The sequence below is a fragment of the Corynebacterium glyciniphilum AJ 3170 genome (genome assembly GCF_007673095.1).
GTDB lineage: Bacteria > Actinomycetota > Actinomycetes > Mycobacteriales > Mycobacteriaceae > Corynebacterium.
The window spans coordinates 65,655-83,413 of sequence record NZ_VDYZ01000014.1; the positions used below are offsets into that span (position 1 = coordinate 65,655).

14 protein-coding genes are annotated in these 17,759 nt (G+C 67.3%); 8 read left to right on the forward strand and 6 right to left on the reverse strand.

The features are described 5' to 3' along the window. Entirely contained in the window at positions 1-999 is a 999-nt protein-coding gene (locus tag FS507_RS13600; protein WP_145943324.1) for a 1-phosphofructokinase family hexose kinase, read from the reverse strand. Further along, on the reverse strand, positions 996-1,775 hold the full coding sequence (locus FS507_RS13605) for a DeoR/GlpR family DNA-binding transcription regulator (RefSeq protein WP_145943325.1): 780 nt from the start codon (positions 1,773-1,775) through the stop codon (positions 996-998). Before FS507_RS13605 ends, FS507_RS13600 begins: the two co-directional genes overlap by 4 nt. A gap of 259 nt (positions 1,776-2,034) precedes the next feature. On the opposite strand from FS507_RS13605, the gene FS507_RS13610 reads away from it, so the two are divergent. Continuing rightward, positions 2,035-2,844 (forward strand): S1 family peptidase, encoded by an 810-nt coding sequence (locus tag FS507_RS13610; RefSeq protein ID WP_145943326.1) that lies wholly within the window; start codon positions 2,035-2,037, stop codon positions 2,842-2,844. 3 nt (positions 2,845-2,847) lie between these two features. Here the strand turns inward: FS507_RS13610 and FS507_RS13615 are convergent, their stop codons facing one another. Next, positions 2,848-3,141, reverse strand: coding sequence for a chorismate mutase (locus FS507_RS13615; protein WP_145943327.1), 294 nt, complete (start codon positions 3,139-3,141; stop codon positions 2,848-2,850). A gap of 68 nt (positions 3,142-3,209) precedes the next feature. Here FS507_RS13615 and FS507_RS13620 point away from each other — a divergent pair, with 68 nt between their 5' ends. Continuing rightward, positions 3,210-5,945, forward strand: coding sequence for a UvrD-helicase domain-containing protein (locus FS507_RS13620; protein WP_440130361.1), 2,736 nt, complete (start codon positions 3,210-3,212; stop codon positions 5,943-5,945). A 107-nt stretch (positions 5,946-6,052) separates the two neighbouring features. Here FS507_RS13620 and FS507_RS13625 read toward each other — a convergent pair whose 3' ends face one another. Beyond that, positions 6,053-6,805: a M23 family metallopeptidase gene (locus FS507_RS13625; RefSeq protein ID WP_145943328.1), complete on the reverse strand. Its 753-nt coding sequence runs from the start codon at positions 6,803-6,805 to the stop codon at positions 6,053-6,055. A 299-nt stretch (positions 6,806-7,104) separates the two neighbouring features. On the opposite strand from FS507_RS13625, the gene FS507_RS13630 reads away from it, so the two are divergent. Genes FS507_RS13630 through purH form a run of 3 tightly spaced genes read left to right on the forward strand, consistent with a single transcriptional unit; the run spans position 7,105 to position 11,184 of the window. Beyond that, positions 7,105-8,892: a cell division protein PerM gene (locus FS507_RS13630; protein ID WP_440130362.1), complete on the forward strand. Its 1,788-nt coding sequence runs from the start codon at positions 7,105-7,107 to the stop codon at positions 8,890-8,892. Between the two features lie 11 nt (positions 8,893-8,903). Next, a complete protein-coding gene (purN, locus tag FS507_RS13635) occupies positions 8,904-9,611 on the forward strand; it encodes a phosphoribosylglycinamide formyltransferase (protein ID WP_440130363.1) in 708 nt (235 codons plus the stop codon). Next, positions 9,604-11,184, forward strand: a complete 1,581-nt coding sequence (purH, locus tag FS507_RS13640) for a bifunctional phosphoribosylaminoimidazolecarboxamide formyltransferase/IMP cyclohydrolase (protein ID WP_145943330.1) — start codon at positions 9,604-9,606, stop codon at positions 11,182-11,184. Before purN ends, purH begins: the two co-directional genes overlap by 8 nt. Here purH and FS507_RS13645 read toward each other — a convergent pair. Next, positions 11,156-12,889: an ABC-F family ATP-binding cassette domain-containing protein gene (locus FS507_RS13645; RefSeq protein WP_145943331.1), complete on the reverse strand. Its 1,734-nt coding sequence runs from the start codon at positions 12,887-12,889 to the stop codon at positions 11,156-11,158. The two genes, purH and FS507_RS13645, sit on opposite strands and share 29 nt — an antisense overlap. Before the next feature lie 218 nt (positions 12,890-13,107). Between FS507_RS13645 and FS507_RS13650 the strand changes: the two genes are divergently transcribed. Together FS507_RS13650 and FS507_RS13655 are read left to right on the forward strand one after the other, a co-directional pair. Next, a complete protein-coding gene (locus tag FS507_RS13650; RefSeq protein WP_145943332.1) occupies positions 13,108-14,082 on the forward strand; it encodes a sigma-70 family RNA polymerase sigma factor in 975 nt (324 codons plus the stop codon). A gap of 68 nt (positions 14,083-14,150) precedes the next feature. Then, positions 14,151-14,726, forward strand: coding sequence for a dihydrofolate reductase family protein (locus FS507_RS13655; protein ID WP_145943333.1), 576 nt, complete (start codon positions 14,151-14,153; stop codon positions 14,724-14,726). A gap of 169 nt (positions 14,727-14,895) precedes the next feature. Here FS507_RS13655 and FS507_RS13660 read toward each other — a convergent pair whose 3' ends face one another. Continuing rightward, the gene (locus FS507_RS13660) at positions 14,896-16,353 is read right to left on the reverse strand and encodes a phytoene desaturase family protein (RefSeq protein ID WP_145943334.1); all 1,458 of its coding nucleotides are present in this window, start codon (positions 16,351-16,353) and stop codon (positions 14,896-14,898) included. A gap of 135 nt (positions 16,354-16,488) precedes the next feature. Here FS507_RS13660 and FS507_RS13665 point away from each other — a divergent pair, with 135 nt between their 5' ends. After that, positions 16,489-17,700, forward strand: coding sequence for an acetyl-CoA C-acetyltransferase (locus FS507_RS13665; protein WP_145943335.1), 1,212 nt, complete (start codon positions 16,489-16,491; stop codon positions 17,698-17,700). Positions 17,701-17,759: the final 59 nt, after the last annotated feature.

Here is a 17,759-nt window from a genome sequence, read left to right on the forward strand (position 1 = left end):
TCATACTCTCCTTGCTTCGGGGAGGGCGGTGGGTAGGTCGTCGGGTCGGGGGAGGGTGGTCCCGGGCAGGGTGACGGCAGTGGATCCGTGGGCGACGGCGAGGGCGAGCCTCTCTGGCGCGTCCTTTCCACGGACGGCCCCGATCACGTATCCGGCGAGTGTCGAATCCCCGGCACCGACGGTGGACACTGCGGTGACGGTGGGGCTCGGGCAGAACCAGGACCCGGTGCCGCCGTCCACGTCGTCGCGGGTGACGAGCAGGGCGCCGGCCGCGCCGAGAGACACGAGGGCAGCCCCGAAACCCCGGTCGGTCAGTGCGGATGCCGCCTCGACGACCGTCGAGAGGTCGCCGTCGCCCGCGGCCTGCTCCATGGCGTCGCCGTCGCCGCCGACGATCTGGGCCAGTTCGTGGGAGTTCGGCTTGATGAGGTCCGGTGCAGCAGCGGGATTACGGTCTGAGAGATCGACCAGGGCGGCGAGTGCGGCGTCGGAGGTGTCGACCGCGACGCGGAACCCCTGTTCATGGGCGGTGGCGGTCATCCGCGCGTACCAGTCGTCGGGGAATCCGGGAGGGAGGGAGCCGGCGAGCACCAGCCAGTGGGGGCCGGGGATCCCTTGGCCGGAGACGTCGGACAGCGTCTGGTCGACGGCCTCGGCCAGGGCCCGACCGTCGGTGGCGGAGTCGCCGGGCGAGTTGATCTTGGTGGTCACGCCGTCGCCGTCGGTGAGGGTGAGGTTCACCCTGACACCGCTGCCTCCGACGAAACGCGCCGGAACGTCGCCGGCGCGGAGCAGCTCGGCGAAGTCTCCGCCGGAGTCGGCGGGGACCACGGCGAGGACGTCCTCACCGGCGTAGTGGACGACGGTGGCGACATTGACACCTTTGCCGCCGGCCTGGTCGGTACCGGAGACGACCCGGTTGACCCCACCGACGTCCAGCGGGCCGGGAAGCCGCTGGGTGCGGTCGATGCTGGGGTTGGGTGTGACGGTGATGATCACGTGTGAATCACGTCCATTCCTTCGTGTCGTAGGCCTGTGATGACGGGGTGGTCGGGTGGAGCGTCGGTGATGAGCAGGTCGATGTCGGCGGTGGTGGCGAAGGAACACAGGAGTTCTTCCCCGAGTTTCGCCTGGTCGACCAGGGCTATCCGTCTTCGGGCGGCTTCGGTCATCGCGTACTTCGTCTGGGCTTCGGCCTGGTCCGGTGTGGAGAATCCGAAGCCGGGGGTTATCCCGTTCGCTCCGAGGAAGGCCACGTCCGCACGCAGGCCACGCAAGGAGGCGACGGCGTCGGCCCCCACGACGGACTGGGTGATGCCGCGGACCCGGCCACCGACGAGGTGGAGACGGTGCGGGACGGAGGCGGGGACCTCGAGCGACAGGTGGTAGGCCAGGAGAACGGAGTTGGTGACGACCGTCAGATCGGGGCGCTCGGCCAGGTGGTGGCTGAGTACGGCCGTGGTCGTGCCCGAGTCGACGATGACGGAACCGCCGGTCGGCGGGAAATGCCGGGCGGCGGCTGCGGCGATACGCGCCTTGGCGTCCCGTGAGGAGGAGGTCCGTGCGGCGATGGTGTTCTCGTTGCCGCTGTGGACCCGGTACGGCACCGCGCCACCGTGGACACGGGTGACCCGCTGCTGACGTTCGAGCACGTCGAGGTCACGGCGGATGGTCTCGGCCGAGACGCTGTAGCGTTCGGCGAGTTCGGACACGGAGATGCCACCCTGGTCCTGGATCTCCCCGGCGATCACGTCCTGCCGTTGTGGCGCGTACATGCCTCCAGTATCTGTGGGAATGTGTGGGAAGTCAACGGTTATATGGTCATGTGAATGTGGTTTTTCGCGACACCGGGCATAAACAGTCATTCTGCATGCTGTTCCACATCACCAGACCGGGGATCGACGGGGGTGGAGGTAGAACGGGGGAGGGTGTTCTGCAGGTCGATTCATCGGCGGCGGGATAGGCTGGCGGCAGAAACTGACGTGACGTGTCCGGATCCGGGCACGGCCTCTCACAAGAGAAGATGTGGTTCAGATGCTCCTCCGGTCCCTTCGTCGACTGGCCGTCGCCACCGTCGCGTCCGCCGCCACGGTCCTTGCCGGGGCCGCGGTCGCGCCGGCCGCCAACGCACTTCCCTCGGTGGGCCAGGTGGTCGACGACGTCCTCACCGCCACCGGGGAACCGGGCCCGCACCGCATCGAGGGTCAGTACTTCACCTCGCCCGGTGTCCCCGCCGCCGCTGAACAGGCCCGTCCCTCGGTGCTGGTCGGGCCGTCGACGCCCCTGATCGTCGGAGCTTCCGTCTGTACGACCACTGTCGCAGGGTACGATGCCGCAGGCAATGCAGTCGCCGTCACGGCCGGCCACTGCGGGGTCGCCGGTGACGAGGTCCGGTCCGCCGACGACCCGGAGGGCACCGTCATCGGTACGTTCCAGCGCAGTGGCGCGGTGGACAACGGCATCATTCTGTTGAATGACAGTGCGCAGGTCACCAACTCCTACAATGCGGCGGTACTCAGTAGCGTGGGCGGCCCGTTGCCCGGCGAGGGTGCCCAGGTCTGCAAGACCGGCATCGCGACCGGCACGACCTGCGGACCACTCGTGCTCGCCACCGACTCCGGGTTCGCGATGCACGTGTGCTCCTCGCACGGGGACTCCGGAGCGCCGGTGTACGCGGGCGGACGACTCGTCGGACTCCTCAGCGGTGGCTTCGCCGGTGTCCCGTCCTGCCGTACCCCGTTGCAGGGACCTGTGCACTCGCCGGTGATGGCGGTGACGTGGGACGCCGTGGCCGCTGAGATGAACGCCGCCGGTGGTGTCGGCGCGGGGTTCCGGATGGCCTGAGGGTCAGGCTCCGAGCCGACCGCGGCCGAGCTGCAGCAGCGAGTTCGCGATGGCGATTCCTTCGGGGCCCAGTTCGTTGCGGAACTGGTTGAGGATCGCGGTCTCCCGCGAGTACACCAGTTTCGTCCCCCCGGAGGCCGTCCTGGTCCGTCCGATCAGCTTCGAGATCTCCGAACGGCGTTTGACCGCGTCGATGATCGTCCGGTCCAGCTCGTTGATCTCCTTACGGTAATCCTGGATCTGGGCGTCGGACAACGGATCATCGGTCCCGCTGGAGAACTCCATGTCGTTCGTCATGGCCCTGATTCTACGTCCGTACGGGGTTGTAGGGTGAACATGACCCCTACCGACAGGAGAACGCGACAGTGAATCCGGGCCAATCCGACCCCTTCGACCAGATCCCCCTCCCCGCGGAACCCGCGACGGGGCCGTGGGACGGTCAGGACGGCCTGTGGGAACCACCGCCCGACGAGGACGACCAGCCCCCGGAGGACGCGGCCGCCGTGCTCGCCGAGATGTCGCAGACGGCGTCCCATCTCGCCCCGCTGCCTTCTGCGCCTCCGGTGCGATCACAGGAGCAGGCGGCACCGTCGACCGCGGGTTCCGCGCCGGGACGGGTGATGAGCGCCCAGACCCGGGACCAGTTGCTCGAGGGGCTGAACCCCGCACAGCGCGAGGCGGTCACCCATTCGGGCTCTCCACTGCTCATCGTCGCGGGAGCGGGCTCGGGGAAGACCAGTGTGCTGACCCGTCGTATCGCATGGCTGCTCGCCGGGGGCGTGGCACCCTGGCAGGTTCTGGCGATCACCTTCACGAACAAGGCCGCCGCAGAGATGCGTGAACGCATCAGCGGTCTCGTGGGGCCGGCCGCTGAACGGATGTGGGTGGCGACGTTCCACTCGGTGTGCGTGCGTATCCTCCGCGCCAACGCACAGCTTGTCGAGGGACTGAACTCCAACTTCACGATCTATGACTCGGACGACATGAAGCGTCTGGTCACCATGATCCTGCGGGACCGGAGCCTGGACGCGAAGGAGTTCGCGCCGCGGGCGGTGCTGAGTGTGATCTCGAACTGGAAGAATGAGCTCCAGGGGCCGGAGGAGGCTCTCCGCGAGGCCCAGGAGGACGGCAACCGCCACCGGGAGACCATCGCGCAGGTGTACCGCGACTACCAGGTCCGGCTCCGCCAGGCGAACGCCGTGGACTTCGACGACCTCATCGGGGAGGTCGTCGGTCTGCTGCGGAACAACCGGGGTATCGCCGACCATTACCGTCGTCGGTTCCGGCATATCCTCGTCGACGAGTATCAGGACACCAACCACGCCCAGTACGTGCTCGTGTCCACGCTGGTCGGTGGAGACGGTGGAGACGGCGGCGCCGGTGCGAGCGGCATCGCGCCCGGTGAACTCTGTGTCGTCGGTGACGCGGACCAGTCGATCTACGCATTCCGTGGGGCGACGGTGCGCAATATCGAGGAGTTCGAGCGCGACTACCCCCATGCGCGCACGATCCTGCTGGAGCAGAACTACCGTTCCACCCAGAACATCCTCTCCGCGGCCAATGCGGTGATCGCCCGGAACCAGGGCCGACGGGACAAGAACCTGTGGACCGACTCCGGGGACGGGCCACTGATCGGTGGATATGTCGCCGACAATGAGCACGACGAGGCCAGGTTCATCGCACAGACGGTGGACGAACTCGTCGACCGTGGGGACGCCTCCTACGGCGACATCGCGGTGATGTACCGGACGAACAACTCGTCCCGCGTGGTCGAGGACGTCCTGGTGCGCTCCGGGCTGCCGTACCGCGTTGTCGGCGGGACGCGCTTCTACGAGCGCAAGGAGATCCGGGACATCGTCGCCTACCTCAAGGTCCTCGACAACCCCGATGACACGATAGGGCTGCGACGTATCATCAACACGCCCCGCCGCGGGATCGGCGACCGGGCGTTGTCGCAGGTGCGGGTGCACGCGGAGAACGTCGGCGTGAGTTTCGCGGACGGTCTGGCCGCGGCTGGCCGCGGTGAGGTGCCTGGCCTCAGTGCCCGGGGACGTAACGCCATCGCCGGATTCCTGGAGATGATGGACGCACTGCGGGCGGAGACCGAGTCGGCGGTCATGCGGACGTCGGACGGGGAGTCGCTGGGAATCCCGGACGTCGGTGCGATTGTGCGGGCTGTCCTCGACGCGACGTCCTATGCCTCGGAACTTGAGTCGTCGAATGACCCGCAGGACGGGACCCGGCTGGACAACCTCAACGAGCTGGTCTCCGTGGGCCACGAGTTCTCCCAGGAGGCGGCGAACCTCGCCGCGTACGAAGCGATGCCGTCGTCGTCCACGTCGTCGACATCGTCGACATCGCCGGACGCAGAGGAGGATGCTGTTCTGGCGGAGGGGGAACCGGAGCCGGGGAGCCTGCAGGCGTTCCTTGAACGGGTCAGCCTTGTCGCCGACGCCGACCAGATTCCCGCCGAGGAGCAGGACATGGTCACGTTGATGACCCTGCACACGGCCAAGGGTCTGGAGTTCCCGGTGGTCTTCCTGACCGGGTGGGAGGACGGCCAGTTCCCGCACATGCGGGCGCTCGGCGATCCGACCGAACTGTCCGAGGAACGGCGACTGGCCTATGTCGGGATCACCAGGGCCAGGAAGCGGCTCTACCTCACCCGGGCGATGACCCGGTCCAGCTGGGGTACGCCGCAGAACAATCCGCCGTCCCGGTTCCTCGGGGAGATTCCCGGTGACCTCGTGGACTGGATCCGGGAGGAGCCGGCACCGGCGTGGTCGGACAGCTGGGGGTCGTCGGGCGGGTACGCCGACGGCACCAGTTTCGGTGGCGGGTGGTCCGCGGCCGGGACGTCCCGGCGCAGCTCCCCGAAGAAGTCGTCCTCCGGGCCGTCACGGTCCTCGGGTGCGCTGCGCTCGTCGGGCAAGCAGCTCGAACTTGAGGTCGGCGACCGGGTCAACCACGACAAGTACGGGCTCGGTACCGTCAAGAGCGTCGACGGCCAGGGTGTACGTGCGACCGTGATGATCGACTTCGGCAGCAACGGAACTGTCCGGCTGATGCTCATCGGTGGTGTGCCGATGGAGAAGCTGTAGGCAGCCGGACACCGAAGACACAGGGGGGACACAGAAAACCCGCTGTCCGACCGTGGGGACGGTCGGACAGCGGGTGTTCACCCGGTGTTGATGACGGGGGAGGCGAGTTAGAGCTCGACGCCGCGCTCGCGGAGCCACGGCACCGGGTCCACGGCGTTGCCCTCGGTGGGGTAGACCTCGAAGTGGACGTGCGGGCCGGTGGAGAAACCCTCGTTACCGATGCCGGCGATCTTCTGGCCGGCCTGGACCTGCTGACCGACGGTCACGTCGATGGTGGACATGTGTCCGTAGACGGTGATGGTGCCGTCGTCGTGCTTGATGCGGACCCAGTTGCCGAACCCGGATGCCGGGCCGGCGTCGATCACGGTGCCGGCCATGGCGGCGACGATCGGGGTGCCGAGGGCGTTGGCGATGTCGATGCCCTTGTGCATGGTGCCCCAGCGCATGGCGAAGGGGGAGGTGTAGCTGCCTTCGGCGGGCTTGACGACCTCCGGTGCGCGGGAGAGCATATCGGCGGCGGCGCGCTCGGCGTCGAACTCCAGGGCGCTGGACAGCTGGCCCGAGAGGTTCTCGATCTGGGTGGTCTGCGGCAGTGCCAGGATCTGTGCTGCGGCGGTCTCGACATCGGCACCGGCGGCACTGCCCTCGGCGCCCTGGGCGAGGAGTTCGGTGTTGGCTGCCAGGGAGATGTCCCCGGCGCCCTGGCCGTCCTGGTCGGAGGACTGGTGCACGGTGGCGGCGCCTGCCCCGGTGGCACCTGCCGCGGCAACGCCGGTGGCGGCGATTGCGACGAACGCCATGCGACGCTTGGCAGCGGTGTCCAGTTTGCGGTGGGACCCGCCTCGCCGTGCAACAGTCATTCTCAGTGAACCTCTCCGTAGTCTTGCTGTCGTGCCGTCATCTGATCGGTCTCAAATCGTGACCGGATCGTTATCAACGAGTCGCAACTCTATCGGCATGCCCCGCCCCGGGCAAGCCACTTCGCGAAAAAGGTCACGAATCTATATCGGTGAGATCGTGACGCGAGGGGGGTATTTCGGAGGTATCTTTCATAACGGGCAGGTCACGGGCGGTGTGTGACGGGTGTGGCGGGGGTAGGTGTGATGTAACGCTCCTGAGTGGGCGTGCCTGCCGGGTCAGTGAGGCCGTGTTGTGCACAATGGGACAGGTGAGTAACGAATCCCAGCGACCGACTTCGAGACGACAACGGCCCCGCCGCGGGACCCGCCGGGGTCCGGATGCTCGGCGCCGCGACTCGAATCGTGGTGCGACAGCGTCGACCACAGGCACCGAGAGGTTCGTGGCCGGGGAGAACGGGCGCGTCCCGTCCCGTGCCACAGATGCCTCCGCCCGCCCGGCGACCGGTACGCAGGGCGGCGCCAGCGTCGACGCGGCAGACAGTACTGTCGCGCCGGCAGGTGAGTCCCGCGGGCTCCGCGGGAAACTGTCTTCCTGGTGGGCACTGTGGGGGCCGCATATTCGTCGGTTCGCGCCGACGATCCTGGTCAGTCACGCGGTCACCCTGGCCGTCGCCATCGCTCTCGCCGTCCTCATCGGGATCGGCGAGACCTTCACCGCAGTGCCGGCCATGGTGGGATCCTTCTGGATGGTCGCCAACCTGGCCCCGGTCGGGTTCACCGGGGTTCAACTCGGGATCGTCCCTCTGCTGCCTGCAGCTCTGATCGTCCTCGTTCATTCGCGGAGGATCCGTCGAACCTGCGGCACGCAGATCACGGTCCGCAACATCAGGGTTTTCGGTGTCCTGGCTGTCGTGGTCCCCATGGTGCTCACTGTCCTTGCGTGGTTGGCGCTCTGGGACGCGTCCCATGTCTTCGCCGTCACGCCTCCGAACCTGGCTGTCGCTCTGTTGTCGACTGCACTGCTGAACGGGTTCGTGTTCGTGTTGGGACTGGGGCCGAAGATCTGGAGGGCGCTGCTGCTCCGTCGGGGCCTGCCGACCTGGCCGGTGGAGGCGGCTCGGCTGGCCGGCTCTTTCGTCCGCTGGATGCTTGCCGCGGGACTGGTGGCGGCCCTGGTTCAACTGCTCCTCAATATGTCGGTTCTGGCGGACGCCTATTCGATTACCCCCGACGCATGGGGCAAGCTCGGTCTGAGCGTCCTGTCCGTTCTCTATCTCCCGAATCTGGCTGTCGGAGCATCCGGCATCCTGATGGGCAGCGAGATGCACGTCGGCGATGCGTCGGCATCGCTCTTTGCCGTGACGAACGCCAATCTGCCACCGTTGCCCGTGTTGGCGGCGGTGCCTCATTCCGGTCTGCCGTTCGGCGAACTGCTCCTTGTCGTCCCGGCGTTGATTGCACTGGTGATTGTCTACCGGTTCTTCGCCACACGTACATTCGTGGAGTCTCCGGTGTTCACGGCTCTTGGCGCAGGTGTGGCATCGGGCGTTCTGGGCCTCCTGCTGAGTCTCGCGTCCGGGGGGACGCTGGGTGTCTACGGTTCGGCCGGGCCGCTGGTGTGGCTGACCCCGCTGGTATTCGCCTGCTGGATCGTGGTGCCTGCTCTTGTTGTCTTCGCGTGGGTGTCGCGCAGGGGAGCCCGGGTCACGGAGACCGCCGAAGGGGACACGGCGGACGCCCAACGCGGTACCGGTGAGGAGGACTGGGACGAGTTCCCGGATCCGGAGACCCAGGACGAGGACGTCGAGGATGTCGAGGATGTCGAGGACGCCGGGAGTGCCGCTGAGACGGAGGAGCCCGACGCGACGGACGACACGGACGACACGGACGCCGGGGCCGGCTCGACTGAGCCGGAGGATGCCGGAGGCGCCGGGGACTTCGGGGACTCCGGAGAAGATGTGGACAACGCCGTTGCCGGTGAAGCTGAAGAGGCTGGGGAGACTGAGGCGGTCACGGGTGACGGGGACCAGGCCGCTCCGACCGAGTCGGAGGACACCGACGTCGAGGACGAGGACACGACACAGTAAGCTGACTCACCGTGAGTGAGCCCGTAACCCCCGCACCGTCCGGTGAACCTGCCGGAGAAGTTGCCGTGCGTCCCTCAACACCCACGATTCGCACTTCCTCACGGCCGGGTGACGTTCTCCGGGTCGTGGTTCTCGCCTCGGGCAGTGGCACACTGCTCCAGGCGATGCTGGATGACCTGGGCCCGTCGGTGGAGATCGTCGCTGTGGGGGCGGACCGACCGTGCCTGGCACTGGAACGGGCGGAGCAGGCAAGCATCCCGGTGTTCCGGGTGGACTACAACCCGGACCGTGTCGCCGGCTACGACCGTGAGGCGTGGAATGCACGCCTGGCGGAGGAGATCGCCGCGTACACGCCGGACGTCATCGTCAGTGCGGGTTTCATGCGCATTCTCGGGGCCGGCGTCGTCGAGAGGTTCCGCGGCAGGATCCTCAACACTCACCCGGCCCTGTTGCCGTCATTCCCCGGCGCGCATGCTGTGGAGGACGCGCTGGCCTACGGTGTCACACTCACCGGCTCCACCGTCCACGTCGTCGACGACGGGGTGGACACCGGGCCGATCGTCGCCCAGCGCGCCGTTCCGGTGAGCCGGGAGGACACCGGGGATACGCTCCATGAGCGGATCAAGACCGTTGAGCGTGCGTTGATCGTCGACGTGCTCCACCAGACCGCGGAGAGCGGTTACACCATCGAAGGACGAAAGGCCTGGATCAATGACTGAAACCACCCGCCCCATCCGCCGCGCTCTGATCAGCGTCTACGACAAGACCGGTCTGGAGGACCTCGCCACCGGCCTGCACCGTGCCGGTGTCGAGATCGTCTCCACCGGGTCCACGGCGGCGAAGATCGCCGATGCCGGGGTCCCTGTGGTTCGTGTCGAGGAGCTCACCGGGTTCCCGGAGTGTCTCGAGGGGCGGGTGAAGACGTTGCACCCCCGGGTCCATGCCGGAATTCTGGCGGACACGAGGAAGGACGACCACCTCGCCCAGCTGGAGGAACTCGGGGTCGAACCGTTCGACCTGGTGGTGGTGAACCTCTACCCGTTCACGGACACCGTCGCGTCCGGCGCGGATTTCGACGCCTGTGTCGAGCAGATCGACATCGGGGGGCCGTCGATGGTCCGGGCGGCCGCCAAGAACCACCCGTCGGTCGCCGTGGTCGTGGATCCTGCCGTGTACGGGGACGTCCTCACCGCCGTGGACGCCGGCGGGTTCAGTCGCGCGGCGCGGACCCGCCTGGCGACCGAGGCCTTCCGCCACACCGCGTCCTATGACGTGGCGGTGGCGTCGTGGATGACCGGGCAGATCGAGGCGGAAGAGGAGTCCCGTTTCCCCGAGTGGATCGGTCAGGTCAACGAGCGGGTCCATTCCCTGCGCTACGGGGAGAACCCGCATCAGGCAGCCGCGGTGTATACCGCCCCGGGGCAGGAGGGCGGCCTGGCCAATGCCGAGCAGTTCCACGGCAAGGCCATGAGCTACAACAACTACACCGATGCGGACGCCGCCTGGCGTTCTGCCTGGGACCACGAGCGTCCCTGCGTGGCGATCATCAAGCATGCCAACCCGTGTGGCATTGCCGTCGCCGATGACGTGGCGACCGCGCACCGGTCCGCCCACGCCTGTGACCCGGTGTCCGCGTACGGTGGCGTCATCGCGGTGAACCGGCCGGTGTCCGTCGAGATGGCGGAGCAGGTGGCGGGAATCTTCACCGAGGTCATCGTGGCCCCCGGTTACGAGGACGGTGCCGTGGAGGTGCTCAGCCAGAAGAAGAATATCCGTATCCTGCAGACCACGCCGCCGGTGAGGGAAGGTGCCGTGGAGCACCGTGAGATCTCCGGTGGCGTGCTGGTCCAGGAGCGGGATCTGGTCGATGCCCCCGGTGACGACCCGGCGAACTGGACACTGGCGGCCGGGGACGGTGCTGACGCCGCGACCCTCGCCGAGCTGGAGTTCGCCTGGCGTGCGGTGCGTGCGGTGAAGTCGAACGCCATTCTGCTCGCCAAGGACGGGGCGACCGTCGGCGTCGGTATGGGCCAGGTCAACCGGGTGGATTCGGCGAAGATCGCCGTGGATCGGGCGAATACCCTGGCCGGCGATGACAGGCGGTCCGACGGTGCAGTGGCCGCCTCCGACGCGTTCTTCCCCTTCGCCGACGGTTTCGAGACGCTGGCTGAGGCGGGTGTGCGCGCCGTGGTCCAGCCCGGGGGTTCCGTGCGTGACCAGGAGGTCATTGATGCGGCGGTGGCGGCCGGTGTGACGATGTACCTCACCGGGGAGCGCCACTTCGCGCACTGAGCGTACTGAGTGTGTCGATGACACCTCCCGCGGGGGTCGGGGTGACGGTGACAGACCGGAGCAGGTGGGCGGGGGTGGCGCGGATGGCGTTGCGCAGCCACCGCCGGTCGTGGGTCACGGTCACGACGGCTCCGGGGTAGTCGAGTAGGGCTTTCTCCAGCTGCTCGACGAGTTCCGGTGCGAGATGGTTCGTCGGTTCGTCGAGGAGGATCATGTCGCTGTCCACCGTAACGGCGACAGCCAACTCGTGTCGTCTCTGCTGACCGACCGATAGTCGGTTGACCGGGGTGCGGAGATCCCTGTTGCTGAAGAGGCCGAGTGTGAGGAGCGTGTCCGCGGCGTCGTCGGCCGTCATCCCGACAGCCTCGGCGAAGGTGTCCCGCAGCGTCCGACCACCACTGACCGAGACGTCCTGCCGAACCTGGGCGACGTGGATCCCGGCGTGGAGTGTCACGTGACCGATGTCCCCGGCGAGCGCCCGGAGCAGTGTGGTTTTACCTGCTCCGTTGGGTCCGGTGACCAGCCACCGTTCACCGCTCCTGATCTCCAGTCCGCCGGTGGAGGGGGTCACAGAGAGCGGTGGATCATCTGCCTCTGTGAGGGTTCCGGGTGGGAGGGAGGCCAGTGGTCCGGACATCTCGCGGGTTGAGAAGTGCGGTGTGAAGACCAGCGGTTCGGGCGGCGGCGGCACAGGATCAGCCCTGAGACGTTCCACCTTGTCCTTCGCCTGCCGGATGCGGCTGGTTGCTCCGTGGTCACTACTGCGGGCACGGAAAGCACCGTGGCCGAATGCGGCGCGTTCCTGTTTCCGGGGGATGGCACGGAGCCGTATCGACGTGGCGTCGACGATCGCCTGGTTCCGGGTGAGGTCCGCACTCCATTCTTCGTGGTCGCGGCGTTGCCGTAGCCGTTCAGCGTCCCGGGACCGCAGGTATCCTCGGTAACCGTGGCCGTAGCGGCGGAGGGAGCTGTCGTCGACGCAGACAATGTCCCTGGCCACGGTGTCGAGCAGTTCGCGGTCGTGGCTCACGACCACGAGGCTGCCCCGATGGTCAGCCATCTGGCGGGTCAGCCACTCGAGTGCAGTGTGGTCCAGGTCGTTCGTCGGCTCATCAAGGAGCAGGAGCTCAGGTCTGGAGGACAGTGCGACGGCGAGAGCGAGCCGGGCGCGCTGGCCACCGGAGAGCGTGGACACAGGTCGAGACCTGACGACGTCGCCGAGACCGAGTTCGTCGAGTGCCCTTTCGATCCGCAGGTCGAGTTCATAACCACCGCGGGCCTCGAAGTGGTCAGTGTACCAGCTGAGCGAGTCTAGGAGACGAGGGAGCTCTGCAGGTGACGCCGTGGCGAGTGCAGCGGACACCTCGGCGATGTTCTGCTCGAGCGCCCGCATGTCGCGGGCGAGATGATCGACGGCGTCGTCGACGGTTGCACCAGGAGAAAAGGTGGGGTGTTGTTCCGCGAAAGCACAGCCCCCGGGGACCTCGACGCGGCGTTCGCCACCGGCGAGGTGGACAGTTCCGGCGAGTACACCGAGAAGTGTTGATTTTCCGGCACCGTTGTCGCCGATCAGGGCGAGACGGTCACCGGGTTGTACTGCAAGGTCAACGTTGTCGAGGACCGTGTGGTCGGCGTAGCGTACGGTCACGCTGCGCAACAGGCATTCACGGTGGGCGGCGGTTTTCCGGGGTCGTCGGATGGACATGAGGGACTCCTCTTCCGCGACAGGGCACGGCAGTTCTGTGCCGTCGCAGGATGGGGCGGACGGTGGGCCTCACACCTGAAGGCGTGCTCAGGCCCCGCCACGGAGAACACTCGACGCGGCGTCCAGAACTAAAGAATCAGAGTTCCCATGCCGTTCACTGTAACCGTGGACGAGACGAACCACCAGAGGCAGCGGCGGGCGACGGCTAGTATGCAGGCATGAACGGGAAGCGACATCCGCCGACGCCTGACCCTTTTGAGGAGCGGCTGGAATCCCACCGCGGGGAGCTTGTCGCCTACTGCTACCGCTTCTTCGGCTGCCATGCCGAAGCCGAGGACGCGGTCCAGGACTCCCTGGTCAAGGCGTGGCAGGCTCGGGGCAGTTTCGAGGGGCGTGCGTCGCTGCGGCGGTGGTTGTACGCGATCGCCACGAATGTCTGCCTCGACATGAGCAGAGCGAGACAGCGGCGTAGTCTTCCGGTGGATGTGTCCGGGCCGGGATCGGTTCCGGGGGACCCGGGCATGCTCACCACGGCCGGTGCTCCGGTCTGGATCGGTCCCATTCCTTCTGCACGACTGGCGGACGACCCGGCTGACGTGACGGTACGGAGGGAAACGGTTCAGCTGGCGTTCATCACGGCGCTGCAGTATCTGCCGCCTCGTCAGCGGGCGATCCTCATCCTTCGTGACGTGCTCGCGTGGCGTAGCGCTGAATGTGCGGAACTGCTTGATGTGTCGGTACCTGCGGTGAATTCGGCGCTAGCCCGCGCCCGCACCACGCTTCGCGGACGGCTACCCGACTCCACCGCGGAATTCGACGCGGAACTCCTCGACCGGTACGTGGCGGCTTTCGAGGCCTTCGACGTTGATTCGCTCGTCGCGCTCCTCGCTGAGGATGCGACGTTCAGCATGCCGCCTTTCACGCTCTGGCTGTGTGGTCGGACTGACATCGGGGAGTGGTGGAACGGACCCGGCCAGGTCTGTCGAGACTCAAGGACCATTGTGACCTCGGCGAACGGTGCTCCGGCGGTGGCGGTCTACCACGCAGTCGGCGCCGGAGTATGGAAACCGTTCGCCCTCCATGTCCTGGCGATGAAAGGAGGGCGTATCACGGGTCTTACACACTTCATGGGCGCGGAGGTGTTTGTTGAGTTCGGGTTGCCGGACACTGTGTCGGACACCGATGAGTTTTGACGCGTGGTTCCGTCTTATACGTGACAGGTTCCCCACCCCGGGGAACCTCCGGTTGAAAGGACACGGCCATGAGCCGCACGACGATCGCCCACCTGTTCCACTCTCTCGACGGTGTCGTCGAGGACCCACACCTGTGGCAGTTCGACGCCTTCGGGGAGGAGGACGGCCTCGCGATGGACACCCACATTGCGCCGGTGACTGACGCGGTTATCGGACGGGGGCTGTGGAAAGAATGGTCGGAGTACTGGCCCGCAGCGGAACACGCAGAGGACACCGATGGTTTCGCCGGCTGGGTCAACCCGGTGCGCAAGCATGTCATCTCCTCCACATTGTCGGAGGAGTATCCCCACGGTCTTCCGTGGAACAGCACCCTGATCTCCGGTGATCCCATCGACTACGTGAGGCGGTTGAGGGAGACCGGGAGTGGGGATATCGCTGTGCTCGGCGGCATCAGCACCGTCCGGTCACTGTTTCTCGCCGGAGTGATCGACCAGCTGACACTGACAACGCACCCGGTCATCGCGGGGAGCGGACGTCATCTCTTCGATGACACGGTTCCCACGACGCGCCTGCGTCTGCTGAACGCCTCGAGCACGTCCACGGGGAACGCCGTGCTGACCTACGGGCTGCGTCCGGCCGACTGAGGGCCCGCTCCGTCGACGAGAAGTTGGGGCTCAGACCTATGGCCCCTGCAGATTCCCGAGCCCTCCAGTGGGCGACGGTTTCCGAGTCTCGTGGCGTCGAATGAGGCCCACTCAACGTCGTCAGACTCGGAAACCGTCGCGCGTAGTTCGCCGAACGGCGCTCACACGGCTACAGCTCCCGGAGCGCCCGCCGCGCCGCCTGTACCCCACACATGAAGTGCACGCCCCCGCCGGGTGCGGCCGAGGATGAGCACAGGTAGACCCCCGGAACACCCGTGTCGTACGGATGAGGGCCGAGGCGTGGTCGTGCCACCAGTTGCCGGACGTCATTGGCGCCCCCGGAGATGTCACCGCCGGTGTAGTTGGGGTTGTGCTCTTCCATCACCGACGGGGGCGAGGCGCACCAGTCGACGACGGTGTCGCGGAATCCGGGCGCGGCGCGTTCGATCTGCGAGGTGACCAACTCGAAGGCGTCCCGGGCGGAGCCGTCCCACCCGGCGGGAACATGGGCGTAGGCCCACAGTGGATTGAGACGACGTCCGTTGACGGTGCGGCTGCGGGACGGGTCAGCGAGATACTGCTGAGCGACCAAGGTGAACGGCCGGTCGGGCAGACGTCCGCCCCAGCAGTCCCGCTCGGCGGCGGCGATGTCCTCCGCGGTACCTCCGAGATGGACGGTGCCGGCGCGCCGGGCGTCCGGCGACGACCACGGCACGTCACCGTCGAGCACATAGTCGACTTTGGCGACCGCGGGACCTCTGCGGAAACGCGACCATGCCCGCGCTACGCGGGCGGGGAGCCGCTCGCCGAGGATACCGGCGGCGATCTCGACGGAGGTGTCGAGGAGCACCATGTCCGCGTCGCGGACCTGAGCCAGGTCGGTGATCCTGGTTCCCGTGACGACGGAGCCACCGTGACGGCGGATCCCGGTGACCAGTGCATCGGCGATCCATTGTGATCCGCCGACGGCGACGGGCCATCCGTGCCGGTGCCCCGCGACAGTCAGCAGTGTCCCGGCGGCCGACGAGGCGGGGAGGTGCAGGGGAGTGAAGGCGTGGGCTGCGATGCCGGCGAACAACGCCCGTGCTTCGGGGGACCGCCACCGCCGCCATGACCAGGACGCCGGGAGGGCTGCGCCGGTGCCGAATCCTGCGAGTGTCAACGGGCGGCGGGGCAGGTGCACCAGGGGGCCGAGGATCTCGTCCGCGACGGCGTTGGCGCGGGAGGACAGGGGTTCGAACGACAACCGCCAGACCCGGCCGTCGTGCCCGGGGAGTCCGGCACCGGTTTCCGAGGCCGAGGTGCGCAGGGTGGCTGCACGGTTCGAGGAGAGGACATGCACCATGTCCACCGAAGCGGTGGCGAACGCCAGACCGTCGTGTGCGAGTTCCGGCCCGATGGACGGGTCCCGGAGAAATGGACTGGCCTGGGCGAGAGGGTGGACGGCGGAGCACAGGTCGTGGATGAGCCCGGCCTGCAGCAGATCGCCGCTGCGGACGCCACCGCCGACGGTGTCGGCCGCTTCGATGACGGTGACGTCCACGCCGGCCCGGGCGAGGATGAATGCGGCCGCCAACCCGTTCGGGCCGGAGCCGACCACAACTGCGGTACTACCGGATCCGGACATGCCACCGACCCTAACCACAAGTCTCCGGCGTGTGGTGGACAGTAATGAAAAGTCGGGGAACGACACCTCGACGCTCGAACTGGACCATAATGGGTGGGAAAGCCACGTCCTTCGTGAAAGGTGCAGAAAACAACAATGTCTAGCCAGACTAGCCAGTCCCTGACTCCGTCCCCCGACGACATCGTGATTGTCGGTGCCGCCCGTACCGCGCAGGGCCGCATGCTCGGTGCCCTCGCGTCGAAGTCCGCCGTTGAACTCGGTGCGGCGGCGCTGACCGGTGCCCTGGAGAAGGCAGGCGTCTCGGCGGAGACCGTCGACTACGTCTACATGGGCCAGGTCGTGCAGGCTGCGGCAGGGCAGAACCCGGCGAAGCAGACGGCCGTCACTGCCGGTCTGCCGATGTCGACACCGGCAGTGACCGTGAACAAGGTCTGCCTGTCGGGCCTGGACGCGGTGATCAACGGTGCCCGGATGATCCGGGTGGGCGATGCGCAGGTCGTCGTCGCCGGTGGTCAGGAGTCGATGACCAATGCTCCCCACCTCGCCGCCGGGGTGCGCGCCGGGGCGAAGTTCGGGTCGCTTGCTCTGCAGGACTCACTGGAGCGCGACGGTCTGACCGACCCGGTGCACGGTACGGCGATGGGCGTGGAGACCGAGGAGGGGAACTCGTCCCGGGGAATCACCCGCGAACAGCAGGACGAGGTTGCCGCGCTGTCGAACCAGCGCGCGGAGGCTGCGATCAACGACGGCACCTTCGCCGAGGAGATTGTCCCCGTGGAGGTGACGAAGCGTCGGGAGAAGGTCGTCGTGGACACCGACGAGGGGGTACGCCCGGGAACGACCCAGGACGGCCTGTCTGGCCTGCGCCCGGCATTCGCGAAGGACGGGACGATCACCGCAGCATCGGCGTCCCAGATTTCCGACGGTGCCTCTGCCGTGGTGTTGACCACACGCGCCTACGCGGAGGAGAACGGGCTCACCGTGCTCGCCGCGCTCGGGGCTTCCGGTGAGACGGCGGGGCCGGACACCTACCTGCACTCCCAGCCCGCCCAGGCTGTGACCGCGGCGCTGGGCAAGCAGGGGTGGGATACCACCGACCTGGATTTCCTGGAGGTCAATGAGGCATTCGCTGCTGTCGTCGTGCAGTCGGTCAAGGACCTGGACTACCCGCTGGAGAAGACCAACATTCACGGTGGCGGCATCTCACTGGGCCACCCCATCGGTGCCTCGGGTGCACGTCTGGTGGTCACCGCGGCTCACGAGCTGAACCGTCGCGGCGGGGGACGTGCAGCGGTGTCACTGTGCGGCGGTGGCGGCCAGGGGGACGCGCTGCTGCTCTGGCGCTAGCTGTAGTTCCCCGTGAGGTTGTGAACACGCGCTGAGGGAGTCAAACCTCCGATAGCGGT

What these genes read in the sequence shown, in the direction of transcription:
- FS507_RS13660 (WP_145943334.1), bottom strand. Translation starts at nt 16,353, where the DNA reads ATGTCCGGATCCGGTAGTACCGCAGTTGTGGTCGGCTCCGGCCCGAAC.
- purH (WP_145943330.1), top strand. Translation starts at nt 9,604, where the DNA reads ATGACTGAAACCACCCGCCCCATCCGCCGCGCTCTGATCAGCGTCTAC.
- FS507_RS13615 (WP_145943327.1), bottom strand. Translation starts at nt 3,141, where the DNA reads ATGACGAACGACATGGAGTTCTCCAGCGGGACCGATGATCCGTTGTCC.
- FS507_RS13645 (WP_145943331.1), bottom strand. Translation starts at nt 12,889, where the DNA reads ATGTCCATCCGACGACCCCGGAAAACCGCCGCCCACCGTGAATGCCTG.
- FS507_RS13650 (WP_145943332.1), top strand. Translation starts at nt 13,108, where the DNA reads ATGAACGGGAAGCGACATCCGCCGACGCCTGACCCTTTTGAGGAGCGG.
- FS507_RS13655 (WP_145943333.1), top strand. Translation starts at nt 14,151, where the DNA reads ATGAGCCGCACGACGATCGCCCACCTGTTCCACTCTCTCGACGGTGTC.
- FS507_RS13665 (WP_145943335.1), top strand. Translation starts at nt 16,489, where the DNA reads ATGTCTAGCCAGACTAGCCAGTCCCTGACTCCGTCCCCCGACGACATC.
- FS507_RS13625 (WP_145943328.1), bottom strand. Translation starts at nt 6,805, where the DNA reads ATGACTGTTGCACGGCGAGGCGGGTCCCACCGCAAACTGGACACCGCT.
- FS507_RS13605 (WP_145943325.1), bottom strand. Translation starts at nt 1,775, where the DNA reads ATGTACGCGCCACAACGGCAGGACGTGATCGCCGGGGAGATCCAGGAC.
- FS507_RS13630 (WP_440130362.1), top strand. Translation starts at nt 7,105, where the DNA reads ATGGGACAGGTGAGTAACGAATCCCAGCGACCGACTTCGAGACGACAA.
- FS507_RS13610 (WP_145943326.1), top strand. Translation starts at nt 2,035, where the DNA reads ATGCTCCTCCGGTCCCTTCGTCGACTGGCCGTCGCCACCGTCGCGTCC.